The sequence below is a fragment of the Streptomyces sp. NPDC008137 genome (assembly GCF_042957035.1).
Classification (GTDB): domain Bacteria; phylum Actinomycetota; class Actinomycetes; order Streptomycetales; family Streptomycetaceae; genus Streptomyces.
Window position 1 is genome coordinate 28,032 of the sequence record NZ_JBIBHN010000001.1, and the last position, 13,159, is coordinate 41,190.

The following is a 13,159-nucleotide window of genomic DNA, read 5'->3' on the forward strand; positions in this document are numbered from 1 at the left end:
TTATACGGGAGCCGCACGCATGGAACTGAACAGACGCACGGTCATCGCCGGAGCAGCGGCGGCGGGAGTCGCCGCCACCACCCTCGGCGGCACGGCGCACGCCACGGGAGGCAGGAAGCCGGTGAAGACGCTCTTCGGCAAGCTCGCCGACGGCACCAAGATCTACAGCTGGTCCCTGGAGAACGGCGGCACCCGCCTGAAGGTCCTCTCCTGGGGCGGTGTCGTCCAGTCGCTGGAGATCCCCGACCGCCGCGGCCGCTACGCCAACGTCTCCGCGGGCTTCGACAACATCGAGGACTACGTCGCGAAGACCCCGTACTTCGGCGCCCTGATCGGCCGGTACGGCAACCGCATAGGCAAGGGGAAGTTCACCCTCGACGGCAAGAACTACCAGCTCTCCGTCAACGACGGTGAGCAGAGCCTGCACGGCGGCACGCAGGGCTTCGACAAGCGCGTGTGGGACGTCGAGCCGTTCACCAAGGGCTCCGACGTCGGACTGCACCTGTACTACACGAGCGTCGACGGCGAGATGGGCTACCCGGGCACCCTCAAGACGAAGGTGACGTACACCCTCACCCGGCACGGCGAATGGCGCATCGACTACGCGGCCACCACCGACAAGGCCACCGTCGTCAACCTCACCAGCCACGTCTACTTCAACCTCGCCGGCGAGGGCAACGGCACGATCGAGGACCACGAGCTCCAGATCGCCGCCTCCCGCTACACACCCACCGACGCGGGCCTGATCCCCACCGGCGAACTGGCCAAGGTCGCGGGCACGCCCTTCGACTTCCGCCGCGCCAAGCCGATCGGCCGGGACATCCGCGTCTCCCACCCCCAGCTGGTCACCGCCAAGGGCTTCGACCACAACTGGGTCCTCGACAAGGGCCTCACCACCCGCCCCGAGCACGTGGCCACCCTGCGCGACCCGGCCTCCGGCCGCACGATGAAGATCGCCACGAACGAGCCCGGCCTGCAGTTCTACTCCGGCAACTTCCTCGACGGCACGCTGACCGGCCCGTCCGGCCGCACCTACCGGCAGGGCGACGCGCTCTGCCTGGAGACGCAGCACTTCCCGGACTCGCCGAACAAGCCGAAGTTCCCGTCGACGGTGCTGCGGCCCGGGCAGACGTACCGGACGACGACGATCCACACGTTCGGCTGCTGATATCTGTGGTGCCACTGACAAGCCTTCACAGGTAGGGCACAAGTTCTGACCGTGTTCCCAACCGTTGAACAGTGTCACCACAGTCTCCGTATCTAAGGGCGGCCCGCGCTCCCCCGCGCGGGCCGCCCTTAAACGTCGGGTCCGGCCGTCCCCAACGGACCCGCCTCATACGGAGGTTCCATGGCCGACAACGTCACGTCGCTGTTCCGCAGTACCGCGGCACACAGCCCGTCGATGGCGGCTCTGACACGCGAGGGCGGCGAGGGAGCCGGCCCCGTGGACTTCTGTATCCCCTGCAACCCGTACTTCCCCACCCCGGCCATGTTCGACGACATGTCGGCCAGACTCCGCGACATCATCACGTACTACCCGAGCGGCGCCGACACCATCACGGCCGAGCTGTGCAGCCTGCTCCAGCTGCCGCCGCAGTGCGTGGCCATGGGCAACGGCTCCACCGAGCTCATCACCTGGATCGACCACCTGCTGGTCCGCGAGTCCCTCGCCATCCCCGTCCCCACCTTCGGCCGCTGGACCGACCAGCCCATGGAGACCGGCAAGCGGGTCGACATGTTCCCGCTCCAGGAGTCCAGCGGATTCGCCCTCGACCTCGCGCAGTACGCCGAGTTCATCCGCGCCAGGGGCACGCGCGTCGCCGTCATCTGCAACCCCAACAACCCCGACGGCGGCTTCCTCCACAAGCACGCCATCGTGCAGTTCATGGACGCCATGGCCGACCTCGACCTGGTCGTCATCGACGAGTCGTTCCTGGAGTTCGCGGACGCCGAGGCCGAGCCGTCCGTCGTCCAGGAGGCCATGCTGCGGCCCAACGTCATCGTGCTGCGCAGCCTCGGCAAGAACTTCGGCCTGCACGGCATCCGCTTCGGCTACCTCGTCGCCAACCCGGCGCTCGCGGGCCGCGTCCGCTCGATGCTGCCGAAGTGGAACCTCAACTCCTTCGCCGAGCATGTCGTCTTCATGCTCAAGGAGCACGGCGCGGAGTACGCGCAGAGCCTCCAGCAGGTGCGCCGCGACCGGCTCGACATGGCCAGCCAGCTCTCTTCCCTGCCCGGACTGACGGTCTACCCGTCGCAGGGCAACTTCCTCTTCGTGCGCCTCCCCGTGGGCGCCGAGGGCACCGTGGTCCGGGACAGGATGCTCACCGAGCACCGGATCCTGGTCCGCGAGTGCGGCAACAAGATCGGTTCGTCCAGCCGCTTCCTGCGTCTCGTGGTGCGCCCCCAGGTGGACGTGCGTCGCCTGGTGTCCGGCCTGGAACAGGTGCTCTACGGGACGTCCAGGAGGGGAGCCGCCGTACCGGAGCTGGGCAACGGGACCAGCTACAGCTCGGGTACGGCGGCCGTGGACCGCCTGGTGAGCGAGACCAACGGGTCGGGCATGCGCGGGCTCGCCGCTCAGGCCACCGGTTTCGGTGGTCCGGGGCCCGCCGTACCCCCGGCCGCCGTCGGCACCGGCATGCCACTCCCCGCCACCGCGTCCGCCGCCCCGGCGGGCCCGGGCGGAGGGATGCCGATGCCGGCGGCGGCCCAGATGGGCCAGATGACACAGCTGGGCCAGATGGGACAGCAGCAGATGCCGCAGGCTGTGCCGCAGCCGGTGCCCCAGCCCGCTCCGCAGCCCATGGCCGCCCCGGTCCAGCAGCCGCTGGCGCCTGTCGCGCAGGCGCCGACTCCGGCTCCGGCTCCGGCTCCGGCTCCGGTCCCCACCCCAGCCCCGGCGCCGGTCCCTGCTCCGGCGCCGGCTCCCATACCGACACCGGCGCCCGCGCCGGCCGCGGCCGGGCCCACGCCGCCGGGCGTTCCCGCCCGGGGCGGACTGACCGCCGCACAGGTCAGGGGCACGAACGGCTTGTCCCCCGCCCCTGCCACGGGCTGGCCGGGCACTCAGGCCTGGCCCAACGCGGCGGGGATGGGGCAGGCCGGGTAGCGCCGCACACGCCGGGTCAGCACTCCGGCTCACGGCCCAGGGGTCCGCTCACATACTCGACGCGCACCGAGTCGCTCTCGCGCACCACCCACAAGGTTCCGCTGGAGGGGCGCCACTTCCAGTCCACGAGATACACGCGGTCGCCGGAGACGTAGAACAGCCGGAGGCCCGAGTACCGGAAGGCGTATGCGCTGTTCTCGGCCTTCACGCGCTGGTGACAGGCGCCGCCCCCGCGGATCATCAGGTCCTTCTCGCTGAAGACCACGACGCTGGGAAAGGCGGGCGTGTTCACCGCCTGCGCGGCTTCCTCGGCGCGGCCGCGGCCGACGATGCCGGCGTACGAGGAGACGGCCCAGAAGAGGGAGAGCAGGCACAGGACGAGGGCCAGCGCCCAGATGTTGAGGCGTAGCCGCCGTTGGGCGATATCGGTCGCGGCCGGCTGGGCGGGCCGGGTGAGGGCGTAGGCGGTTGCCAGGAGTCCGGGGATGGCGACGAGGGGAAGGACCAGCTCGAAGAGGGCCGGGTGCAGGACGTAGCAGGGCGCGAGGACGAGGGGAGGCAGCCACCCCCAGCGCATACGGCGTACGGCGGTCTCGGCTCGCCCGGGGGAACTCGTGACCCAGCGCTGGACCCCGATGGCGGCGAGCAGGGCTCCGACGACCAGGAAGGCGGGCAGGAAGAGGGCCTCGACGCTGCGCAGCAGGTACTCGCTGGTGGAGAGACGAAAGATGCTGTCGCGCAGGCCGAGGGCGCGGGTCTCCGCGTCGGTGCTGGCCCAGCCGAAGTAGAAGAGCACGGCCGCGAGCAGGGACACGAGGGAGCCGATGGTGCCGAGGAGTTCCATCCATCCAGGCCGTTGAGGACCGTCCGGCGGGGGCCCGGGTTCCGGTGTGCTCGGCGGATGGACGGAGGGTGCCGGGGACGGTGGTGGCGCGGGATCGGAATCGGGCGCGGGATCAGGTACGGGATCGGGGTCGGACGCGGGGGGCGGCACGCGCCGGAGGCGGGTGGTCAGCGATCTGAACCAGGATCCGTCGGTGGGAGCGGCCATGGTCAGGGGGCGATGACCGTGAGTTCACCCGCGTCCAACTCGACGCTCCGGGTCTTCAGAGTGATCCGCACGGCCCCGGCGGGCGCGTCCGCGGGGATCTCGAACGTCACGGTGGCGTTGAGGCAGCAGACGGGGTCCCTGCCGTTGGCGTTGTCGACGAGGCGGACTTCACGGCCGTACGCGTACACCGTCGCCGCGCTGGGCCAGGTCCCCTTGACCTCCACCAGGGCTCCGGGCGCCGCCTGCCTGGGGGACATGCCGGTGATGACCGACGGGCAGGCCTGGACCCCGTTGCCGGCCGGGCGAATCCGAATTCCGGCGTCGGGATGCGCGGCCCGGAATTCGGCGAGTTGCCCGAGGGTGCGGCGCGCCGCTGTGTACTTGCAGTCTCCCGACGGCTGGTTCTTGACGACGGCGTACGCGTCGATCGCCTTCTGCCATTCGGCTTCATCTCCGCCGACGGCGTAGCAAGCGGCGATCAGCCCTTCCAGTACCTTCCAGGCGGCGGGCCGCGCCTGCCAATTCCTCGGGCCCGCGTTGTCGTACCAGCGCTTGGCCTCGGGACAGTTCCTCGCCTGTACCAAGTCATAGACGTGGTCCGTGTTGATTCCGTCCCACTCCGGTGAACTGGGTCCGAACGGGGCCCAGGAGAACTCCCGGTCGGGAGCCGGGTCGGTGGACCTTTCGCGTTCTCCGCCGGAGCCGCCGTTGCCTCGGCTCCCCTTGGTCCGGCCGGGCTTCCAGGTGGAGCTCCCCTCGCCACCGCCGGTCCAGGTCTCGCCCCCGCTGCCCGAGCCGCCCGAACTCGGGGAGGAGCCGCCCGTTCCACCACCGGTCGAGCCGCCGCTGGCGGAACCGCCGCCCGAGCCGTCCCAGGAACCGCCGGGGGAGTCCGTGCCCTCGCCCGTGTCATCCGAACCGGGCACGCCCGCCGTGCCGGTCGGGCCGGCGGGGACACCGGCCCGAGGCTTCTCCGGCGATCCACATCCTGCGGTCACCAGAATGCCTGCGAATGCGACCGCGGCGAGGGTCGGCAGCGACCCTCGCCGAAACGAATCGGCCCGCCTCGACAACCCGTCAGGAAACACGCTCACCATACGCCCCCACCTCATGGCCAACGCACCGGACGTTGCAGGCCGCATATTATCCGCCTACGGAGATCGCCAAACCGAGGGAAAGAAAAGGAAATAAAAAGAAAGAAACGGGACTCTATCGAACGGGGTTCAGTCTCGAACGGGATCGTGGAATCGAACCCCTTGCGCGTCAATGGTCCGCGCAGCAACAGCCGGGTCCGCGCGGCAACAGCTGTGACCGGCCTGGGAGATCCGTTGAAGATCCGTTGAGAGACCGTTTAGGCCGGCGCCGGACGATCGAGGCTGGACAGGAGGAAAGGGAGACCATGGCACGGCGCGAAGGGGGGAGGCCCTGTGGAGTTCCGGTTGCTCGGGACCGTGGAGGCCCACCTGAATACGGGCCCGGTGGATCTCGGCCATGCCAAGCAACGGTGCGTACTGGCCGTGCTGTTGTGCGACGCGGGCCGGGTGGTCTCGGCGGAGCGGCTGATCGACCGGGTGTGGGGCGAGAACCCGCCGGGCTCGGTCCGCAACATCCTGTCGGGGTACGTCGGCCGGCTGCGCGCCGCACTGCGTTCCGCGGGAGCCCCCGGGGTGCGCCTGGCGCGCAGCTCCGGCGGCTATCTGCTGGACGTCGACCCCGAGTCGGTGGACGTCCACCGCTTCCGCCGGCTGGTGGCCGAGGCCCGCCGTTCCGCCGACACCGGCCAGGCCGCTGACCTGCTGCGCGACGCCCTCGGCCGGTGGCACGGGGAAGCCCTGACGGGCCTGCCCGGCGCCTGGGCGGAGGAGACCCGCGCCAGACTGGGCGACGAGCGCCTCACGGCGGAACTCCGCTACCACGAACTCGAATTACGGCTGGGCCGCCACCAGCAGGCACTGGAGCAGCTGCGGCACCTCGCCGCCGCGCACCCGCTGGACGAGCGGGTCGTACGGCACCTGATGACCGCCCTCTGCCGCGGTGACCGCCAGGCCGAGGCGCTGGAGGCATACGAGGACATCCGGCACCGTCTCGCCGAGGAACTCGGCGTCGACCCCGGCACCGAACTGCGGGCCCTGCACCGCCGGATCCTGCGGGGCCCGGCCACGGAGGCCGAAGCGGACCCGCCCGTCGTGCCCGCCGAACTGCCGCACGACGTGGCGGGGTTCAGCGGTCGCACGGAGGCCCTGGCCCGGCTGAGCGCACAACTGGACGTACCCGCCGGGGAAGCGGTCATGATCTCGGTGATCAGCGGCGCCGCGGGCGTCGGCAAGACCGCGCTGGCCTTGCGCTTCGCCCATCAGGTGCGGGACCGCTTCCCCGACGGCCAGCTCTACGTCAACCTGCGCGGCTACGACCACGAGAGCGCCCCCGTGGACCCGCAGCAGGCACTCGGCCAGTTGTTGCGCAGCCTGGGCCTGACGCCGCAGCAGATCCCCTCCGACCCGGACGAGCAGGCCCGCCGCTACCGCTCCCTGCTGGACGGGCGGCGGATGCTCATCCTGCTGGACAACGCCGCCTCCGTCCGACAGGTCCGTCCGCTCCTGCCCGGCAGCCCCACCTGCCGCGTCCTGGTCACCAGCCGCCACCGGCTGACCGGCCTGGTCGCCCGGAACGGCGCCGAGCCGCTGCGCCTCGACGTCCTCGACCCGGGCGAGGCCCGGGCGCTGCTGGCCGCCGTACTGGGAGAGCGGCGCGTTGCGGCCGAGCCGGAGGCGGCCGGGGACCTGGCCCGGCGGTGCGGGCTGCTGCCGCTGGCCCTGCGGGTGGCCGCCGCGCATCTGCTCGGCGACCGGGACCGGCCCCTCGCGGGACTGGCCGCCGAGCTGGCGGACGGCGACCGGCTGGCCACGCTGGAGCTGGACGACGACCGCTCCTCCGCCGTGAGCGCCGCCTTCGGCCTCTCCTACCGCGCCCTGGCCCCGGATGCCCAACGGCTCTTCCGCCTCCTCGGCCTGATCCCCGGCCCGGACCTCACCCGGCCCGCCGCGGCGGCGCTCCTCGACACGTCGGAGGCCAGGGCGGGGTCGTTGCTGAGGACCCTGGCGACGGCCCATCTGATCGAGTCCCCCGCACCCGACCGGTACCTCTTCCACGACCTGTTGCGCGACTACGCGCGCGAGCGCGCCACGGCCGAGGAGCCCCCGCCGGAGCGGGCGGCGGCCGAGAAGCGCCTGTACGCCTCCTACCTCCGCACTGCCGAGACGGCGGGCGGCGTCCTCCCCTGGCAGTACCCCCAGCTCCCCCGGGACCCCGCCGGCCCGAACGACCCGGCCGGATCGCCCGGCGCCACCCCGGACGAGATCACCGCGGCCCGCAACCGGCTCGACTCGGAGCGGGCCAACCTGCTGGCGGCCGTGGAGCACACCGCCGACTCCGGCCCACGGCACATCGCCTGGCACCTGATGACCGCCCTCCTGCGCTACTGCTGGCTCGACCTGCCGCGCGGCGTCTGGCAGTCCGCCGCCCAGGCCGCACTGCGAGCGGCGGAGGCCGACGAGGACAAGCGCGGCCAAGCCGCCATGCACCGCAGCCTGGGCATCGCCCACTGGGACATGGGCCACCACCCCCAGGCCGTCGACCACCACACCCGTGTCCTGCGCCTGCACCGCGAGACCGGTAATCTGCTGGGCCAGGCCCTTGCCCTGGGCGGACTCGGTCTGGTGGACGCGGAGGCGGCCCGCCTCGACGACGCCCTCCGGCACTTCACCGAGGCGCTCGGGCTGGCCCGCGCGGCCGGACGCCTCGACGCCGAGGCACAAGCCCTGATCGGTCTCGGCCTTGCCTACCGGGACCGCGGCCGGCTGGAGCTGTCCGCCGGACACCTGGAGCAGGCGCTGCGCACGCTCCGCCGGGCCGGAGCAGGTGACGAGGCCCATCGGCTGCCCGCGCTCAGCGCGGTCTACTGGGAACAGGGCAGGCTGCGGGAGGCGGCCGGGGCACTGGGCGCGGCCGCCGCCGACGACAGCACCGTGGCAGACACCGGGGTGGTGCCCTCCGAACCGCGGAACGCCAATCCCACGACCCTCGACATCACGGCCAGGATCGCGCTGGACCTCGGCCGCCACGAACAGGCGCTGACCTACGCCGGACGCTCCCTCCGCCTCGCCGAGAACACCGGCCGGGATCGGCTGCTGGCGATCGCCCTCACCACACTCGCCGACGCCCGCCTGCGCACGGGCCACCCGGAGGAAGCCGCCCGCATCCACGAACGCGCCCTGTCCATCGCCCGCGAGGTGGGCAACCAGCGCACCGAGGCGGAAAGCCTGCTCGGCCTGGCCGAGGCCCACCGCGCACGACACCACCACCGCGAGGCCCTCACCCGCGCCCGCCAGGCGCTGGCCCTGGCACGCCGGGGCGGCTTCGACGTGGTCAAGGGCCGGACCCTGACCGAACTGGCCGCCATCCACACCGCCGAGGGGCGGCCGGCCGCGGCACACGCCAGAGCCCGCACGGCCCTCGCCCTCCACCGCCGCACGGGCCACCGCCTGGGCGAAGCCAGATCCCTGGCCGTCCTGGGCGAGGCCCTGCACGCCCTCGACGACCCCGAGGCCGACTCCGTCCGGCACCGGGCCCGGGCGATCTACGCGGACACCGGCGCGCACCCGCCCGAGGGCCTGTGAGACACGGGCGGAGCCCCACGACCGGCGTCGCGGTCGCGGAGCCCCGGGTCCGGTGCGCTGTCAGCGCCAGCTCACCGCGGTGAAGTTGGGGTTCTCCTGGCCTGGGTTGAGCGTCACCTTGGCCCCACCGCACCCGGTGCGGTCGTGGAACGAGTAGACCTCGGCGGTGTGGTTGACGACCGACTTCGCGATGATCGGGGTCTTGCCGCACACGGGCAGGTTCGCCGGGTTCACGTTCGACGGGGTTCCGCCGAAGTTCGGCTCCGGGAAGAAGCAGACGTTGTCGACAGGGCAGGCGGCCTTGGCCCGGGCCGCCGCGCTCTGCGCCGCGTCGTCGGGCGCGGCCTGGGCGCTGGGCGCGAGGCTGAGGGTCAGCAGGCCGGCGGTCGCGGCGGTCATCAGGGCACCGGTCCGAAGACGACGGTTCAGCACGATTCTCTCCTTCTGTGGCGTGCACTGTCACCAAGCACACGAATCTCGGCGCGGACTCACATGTCCTTTCCGCCTGTGACTCACGCCACATCGCTGTCCAGGGCGCCGTCCGTTGGCGCGAGTAGACGACGCAGCCGGCGCATGGCCCGCGTCCGGTACCGGGCCGCCGTCCCCCGCCCGATCCCCAGAACCCGGGCCGCCTGCTCAGTGGTGCATCCGTCCAGGTCGACGAGGATCACCACGCATGCCTGCCGGCGGGGCAGCTGGTCCAGCAGTCGCACGGCCTCGATCTCCGCGTTCCGCTTCTCCAGCCCGCCGTCCCAGGTGCCGCAGTGCGGTTCCCCCGACGGCACGGGCACGTGCCTCCGCTCTCGCCGCCACACGTCCCGGGTCGTACTCGCCAATGCGGAGAAGGCGTAGGCGGCCGGTTCCTTATGCTCCAGGAACCTCCTCGGCCGTGAGGCCAGTTTCAGATACACCTCGTGGACGACGTCCTCGCCCCCTTGCGCGGCCCCGCTGAGGGCGGCCGCGCGGGCGTACAGTTTGGGCAACAGCCCGCAGAACACCTCGTCGAACGACGTGCGGCGGGCTTCGGTCGATGACTCGCTCATTGATCCTGCAATCCCCGTGAGTACGTGCGGTGCATGTGCAGGGGGACTCTTCTCCGCGCGCGTGGAAGGGGGATTGAGGAAATGTTGAATGCCTACGGGACTACGGGACGGCCGGGAGATCGACCTCGGCGCGAACGGTCTTGCCGGGCTCGCGCCGCAGTACTTCCCACCGGTCGGCGAGCGCGTCGACGAGGAGGAGCCCCCGGCCGTGCTCGTCGAGAGGGCGCGGGGTACGCACCTCTCGCGGCCCGGGCGGGCGCGCTCCGGCCCGCGTGTCACAGACCTCGATCCGCACGCCCCCCGTGACGAGACCGAGCCGCAACTCGAAGTCCCGCCCTGGCACCCGCCCGTGCGTCACGGCGTTGGCGGCCAGCTCGGCGACGATCAGGACGACGGTCTCGGATGCGTCGGAGCCGTGGGGGATGCCCCAGCCGTGCAGCTGGTGAGCGGCCAGACGCCGGGCGAGACGGGCGCCGCGAGGGGTGGCACTGAAGCGCTGGCTGAACACACGTACGGTGACCGGCGGTTGGGGTGTCGTGGGGGTGGTCGGTGCTGTCATGCGCCCAATGTGGCGGGTGCCGGCCGGAGTTCTCCAGGTCGGCGCCGCGTACGCTGCGGCAGCGTACGCGGTGACGGACTGGACAGTACTGGTGACGTCCCGTAACCATGCTCCGGGAGGTGACCGACAGTGGTCGATGAACCGGAGTCGTCGGACAGTCTGCGGACGTTCGGGGCGGTGGTCCAGGGCTTGCGCGAGCACGCGGGGCTGAGCAGGGAGGAGTTCGGAGAGCTGGTGCGGTTCTCCAAACACACCGTGGCTTCGGTGGAGCTGGGGAGGCGGATGCCGGATCCGGAGTTCGTGACACGGGCTGAGGAGGCGTTGGGAATCGCCGGTGTCCTCCAGAAAGCCGCGGGGCGGTTGGAACGGCAGCCGGGGTTGGCCGCCTGGTTCCGCAGGTGGGCTTTGCTTGAACAGGTGGCGATCACCTTGTGCACGTACGAGTGCCGCATGATTCCTGGCCTGCTGCAGACAGAGCCGTACGCACGCCAATTGTTCGTCGATGAGCTGCCCCCGCTGGGCGACGAGCAGATCGAGGCTCAGTGGGCAGCACGTGCCGAACGGAAGCGGCTGTTGCGGGAACGCCCGAACACCGCGTTCAGCTTCATCCTCGAAGAGCACCTGCTCCTGCGGTGCACCGGTGGGGTGGAGGTCACCAGAGGGCTCATCGATCACGTACTGGAGATCGCCGAGTTACGCAACGTCGAGATCCAGGTCATGCCGTTGATGCAGCCATCACATGCGGGACTGCATGGTCCCCTGCAATTGCTGGAAACCCCGGAGAACCAATGGTTCGCCTATCTTGAAGGGCAGCAGAGCGGCCAGCTGGTCAGCGACCGGAAAGTAGTCAGCGTGCTCCAAAGGAGGCATGCCAGGATGCGAGCACAGGCTCTCTCCCTCTCAGAATCCGTGAGCCTGTTGCAGCGCTTGCGAGGAGACCTATGAGCACCGACGAACTGACGTGGTTCAAGTCGAGCTACAGCAGCAGCGGTTCTGGCGACTGCCTGGAGGTCGCCACCCGCCCCGACACCATCCACGTCCGAGACTCGAAGCACAGGCAGGGCCCCGAACTCCGCCTCTCCCCCACCGCCTGGTCCGCCTTCCTCACGCACGCCGGCAAGTAACTGTCGGGGCCGCCCGCTTCCCAGCCAGTGTCGTGCTTCCACGGCCTGCCTCAAGGGCGCTACGCGTCGCCTTCGGCGATGGCCCTGCGGGCCCCCCTTGCCCCAGGCCGTTCCAGCACGGGAGAGAAGCGAGCGAGCGGCCCGGAAAGGCGGGTGGCCAGGGCAGACGGCCCCTGAGGCCGGTTGTCCGGCCGCTCGGCGTGAGGGAGCGCGCGCTCGCGCCTCGCCGGCTCGGCTCAGCGGCTACCGGCGGGTGGGGTGGGCCCCAAAGCGCGAAAGTGGAGCACTTGGGACCAGAGGCGGAGGGCAAAGGCCGGGTGGAGAGCCCGGACGACGGCCCAAACGCTCCAAGTGCACACCCGGCACACGGCCCCACAGCCCCTCGTCACCGGCCGTCGGCCGCCGTATGGTCGCCCCGCCCACCGTTCACCGCTTAGCCCGCCCGGCGTGCTGGCGAGGCGCGAGCGCGCCCCTCACGCCGGTCAGCTACGCAGCCGACCGGAGGGGGCGACGCCCTTGGCCACCCGCTTCTCCCCCGGCTGCCCGCTCGCTTCTCTCCCGTGCTGGAGCGAGCCGAGTCAAGGGTCGGCCGGAGGCCGATCGCCGAAGGCGACGCGCGGCGCGCGCCCTTTACTCGGCTCGCGGAAGCACGACACTGACCACGAAGCGGGCGGCCCCACCAGCACCTCGCAAACCCCCTGTCCGACAAGGCACTTGACGGTTCATCACTTTGCCGAACGCACAGCTCTTCGACAGGCAGCCTCCCTAGGGTGCCGTGTCCATGACAGACACCCCCGAGACACACGAACCCAACCCCATCGGCCGCCGTACCGTGCTCCTGGCCACGGGTGCCACCGCAGCTGCCCTGGCCGTAGGCGCAGCCGCCTCCAGCACCCCGACCGCCGCCACCCCCGTGGCCGCCACCGCCGTCTGCACCCTCACGAAGGAGATGACCGAAGGCCCGTACTACCTCGACGGACAGTACGTCCGCTCCGACATCAGCGAGGACAAGACCGGCATCCCGCTGAAGCTGACGCTCACGGTCGTGGACGACGACACCTGCGCGCCCCTGAACAACGCGCTGGTGGAGATCTGGCACTGCGACGCCCTCGGCGAGTACTCCGGCTTCGTGGGCAACAACGGCCACGAGGAACCCGACAACGGCACGTTCCTGCGGGGCGGAGTCCTCACGAACGCCGGCGGCGTCGCGGCGATCACCACGGTCTACCCCGGCTGGTACCGGGGCCGCTGCGTCCACATCCACATCAAGGTCCACACGGACGTCACCCTGACCCCCGACGGCTCCTTCACCGGCGGCGAGGAACTCCACACCGGCCAGCTCTTCTTCAGCGAGACGATCACGACCAGGGTCGCGGCCCTCGCCGAGTACAAGGTCAACACCGTCCCCCGCACCACCCTGGCCCAGGACTCCATCTACGACGAGGGAGGCGCGGCTTCGGGGCTCCTCACGCTCACACCCTTGGGCGGCACGACCTCCGCCGGCTACGCAGGCACGCTGACACTGGGCGTCGAACAGGGCTGACGCCCCGACGCACGGCCCCGGGCCGAAGGGGGCGACAGCCCATCTGGCTAC

11 protein-coding genes are annotated in these 13,159 nt (G+C 71.2%); 6 read left to right on the forward strand and 5 right to left on the reverse strand.

Annotated elements, in window-relative coordinates; translation table 11 throughout:
- Window positions 1-19 precede the first annotated feature (19 nt).
- Both ACFZBT_RS00120 and ACFZBT_RS00125 read left to right on the forward strand, forming a co-directional pair.
- Complete coding sequence (locus ACFZBT_RS00120) at window positions 20-1,168, forward strand: galactose-1-epimerase (RefSeq protein ID WP_391097300.1); 1,149 nt, start codon at window positions 20-22, stop codon at window positions 1,166-1,168.
- A 180-nt stretch (window positions 1,169-1,348) separates the two neighbouring features.
- On the forward strand, window positions 1,349-3,112 hold the full coding sequence (locus ACFZBT_RS00125; protein ID WP_391097301.1) for an aminotransferase class I/II-fold pyridoxal phosphate-dependent enzyme: 1,764 nt from the start codon (window positions 1,349-1,351) through the stop codon (window positions 3,110-3,112).
- Window positions 3,113-3,128: 16 nt separating this feature from the next.
- Here the strand turns inward: ACFZBT_RS00125 and ACFZBT_RS00130 are convergent, their stop codons facing one another.
- Window positions 3,129-3,956, reverse strand: a complete 828-nt coding sequence (locus tag ACFZBT_RS00130) for a hypothetical protein (protein ID WP_391097302.1) — start codon at window positions 3,954-3,956, stop codon at window positions 3,129-3,131.
- A gap of 209 nt (window positions 3,957-4,165) precedes the next feature.
- Complete coding sequence (locus ACFZBT_RS00135) at window positions 4,166-5,161, reverse strand: hypothetical protein (protein ID WP_391097303.1); 996 nt, start codon at window positions 5,159-5,161, stop codon at window positions 4,166-4,168.
- Between the two features lie 429 nt (window positions 5,162-5,590).
- Between ACFZBT_RS00135 and ACFZBT_RS00140 the strand changes: the two genes are divergently transcribed.
- Entirely contained in the window at window positions 5,591-8,839 is a 3,249-nt protein-coding gene (locus ACFZBT_RS00140; RefSeq protein ID WP_391097304.1) for a BTAD domain-containing putative transcriptional regulator, read from the forward strand.
- Window positions 8,840-8,899: 60 nt separating this feature from the next.
- Here the strand turns inward: ACFZBT_RS00140 and ACFZBT_RS00145 are convergent, their stop codons facing one another.
- The 3 genes from ACFZBT_RS00145 to ACFZBT_RS00155 form a co-directional block, all read right to left on the reverse strand.
- Window positions 8,900-9,271, reverse strand: a complete 372-nt coding sequence (locus ACFZBT_RS00145; protein ID WP_391097305.1) for a peptidase inhibitor family I36 protein — start codon at window positions 9,269-9,271, stop codon at window positions 8,900-8,902.
- Window positions 9,272-9,351: 80 nt separating this feature from the next.
- On the reverse strand, window positions 9,352-9,882 hold the full coding sequence (locus ACFZBT_RS00150; protein WP_391097306.1) for a sigma-70 family RNA polymerase sigma factor: 531 nt from the start codon (window positions 9,880-9,882) through the stop codon (window positions 9,352-9,354).
- A gap of 100 nt (window positions 9,883-9,982) precedes the next feature.
- Complete coding sequence (locus ACFZBT_RS00155; protein ID WP_391097307.1) at window positions 9,983-10,441, reverse strand: ATP-binding protein; 459 nt, start codon at window positions 10,439-10,441, stop codon at window positions 9,983-9,985.
- Window positions 10,442-10,570: 129 nt separating this feature from the next.
- On the opposite strand from ACFZBT_RS00155, the gene ACFZBT_RS00160 reads away from it, so the two are divergent.
- The 3 genes from ACFZBT_RS00160 (at window position 10,571) to ACFZBT_RS00170 (ending at window position 13,108) form a co-directional block, all read left to right on the forward strand.
- A complete protein-coding gene (locus ACFZBT_RS00160; RefSeq protein WP_391097308.1) occupies window positions 10,571-11,386 on the forward strand; it encodes a Scr1 family TA system antitoxin-like transcriptional regulator in 816 nt (271 codons plus the stop codon).
- Window positions 11,383-11,565, forward strand: a complete 183-nt coding sequence (locus ACFZBT_RS00165; protein WP_391097309.1) for a DUF397 domain-containing protein — start codon at window positions 11,383-11,385, stop codon at window positions 11,563-11,565. The genes ACFZBT_RS00160 and ACFZBT_RS00165 overlap by 4 nt, the downstream gene beginning before the upstream one ends.
- 781 nt (window positions 11,566-12,346) lie before the next feature.
- Window positions 12,347-13,108, forward strand: coding sequence for an intradiol ring-cleavage dioxygenase (locus ACFZBT_RS00170; RefSeq protein WP_391097310.1), 762 nt, complete (start codon window positions 12,347-12,349; stop codon window positions 13,106-13,108).
- Window positions 13,109-13,159: the final 51 nt, after the last annotated feature.

Bases quoted from the DNA above. Each gene is read 5' to 3' on its own strand.
- ACFZBT_RS00120 (WP_391097300.1), top strand. From the start codon at position 20: ATGGAACTGAACAGACGCACGGTCATCGCCGGAGCAGCGGCGGCGGGA.
- ACFZBT_RS00125 (WP_391097301.1), top strand. From the start codon at position 1,349: ATGGCCGACAACGTCACGTCGCTGTTCCGCAGTACCGCGGCACACAGC.
- ACFZBT_RS00130 (WP_391097302.1), bottom strand. From the start codon at position 3,956: ATGGAACTCCTCGGCACCATCGGCTCCCTCGTGTCCCTGCTCGCGGCC.
- ACFZBT_RS00150 (WP_391097306.1), bottom strand. From the start codon at position 9,882: ATGAGCGAGTCATCGACCGAAGCCCGCCGCACGTCGTTCGACGAGGTG.
- ACFZBT_RS00155 (WP_391097307.1), bottom strand. From the start codon at position 10,441: ATGACAGCACCGACCACCCCCACGACACCCCAACCGCCGGTCACCGTA.
- ACFZBT_RS00165 (WP_391097309.1), top strand. From the start codon at position 11,383: ATGAGCACCGACGAACTGACGTGGTTCAAGTCGAGCTACAGCAGCAGC.
- ACFZBT_RS00170 (WP_391097310.1), top strand. From the start codon at position 12,347: ATGACAGACACCCCCGAGACACACGAACCCAACCCCATCGGCCGCCGT.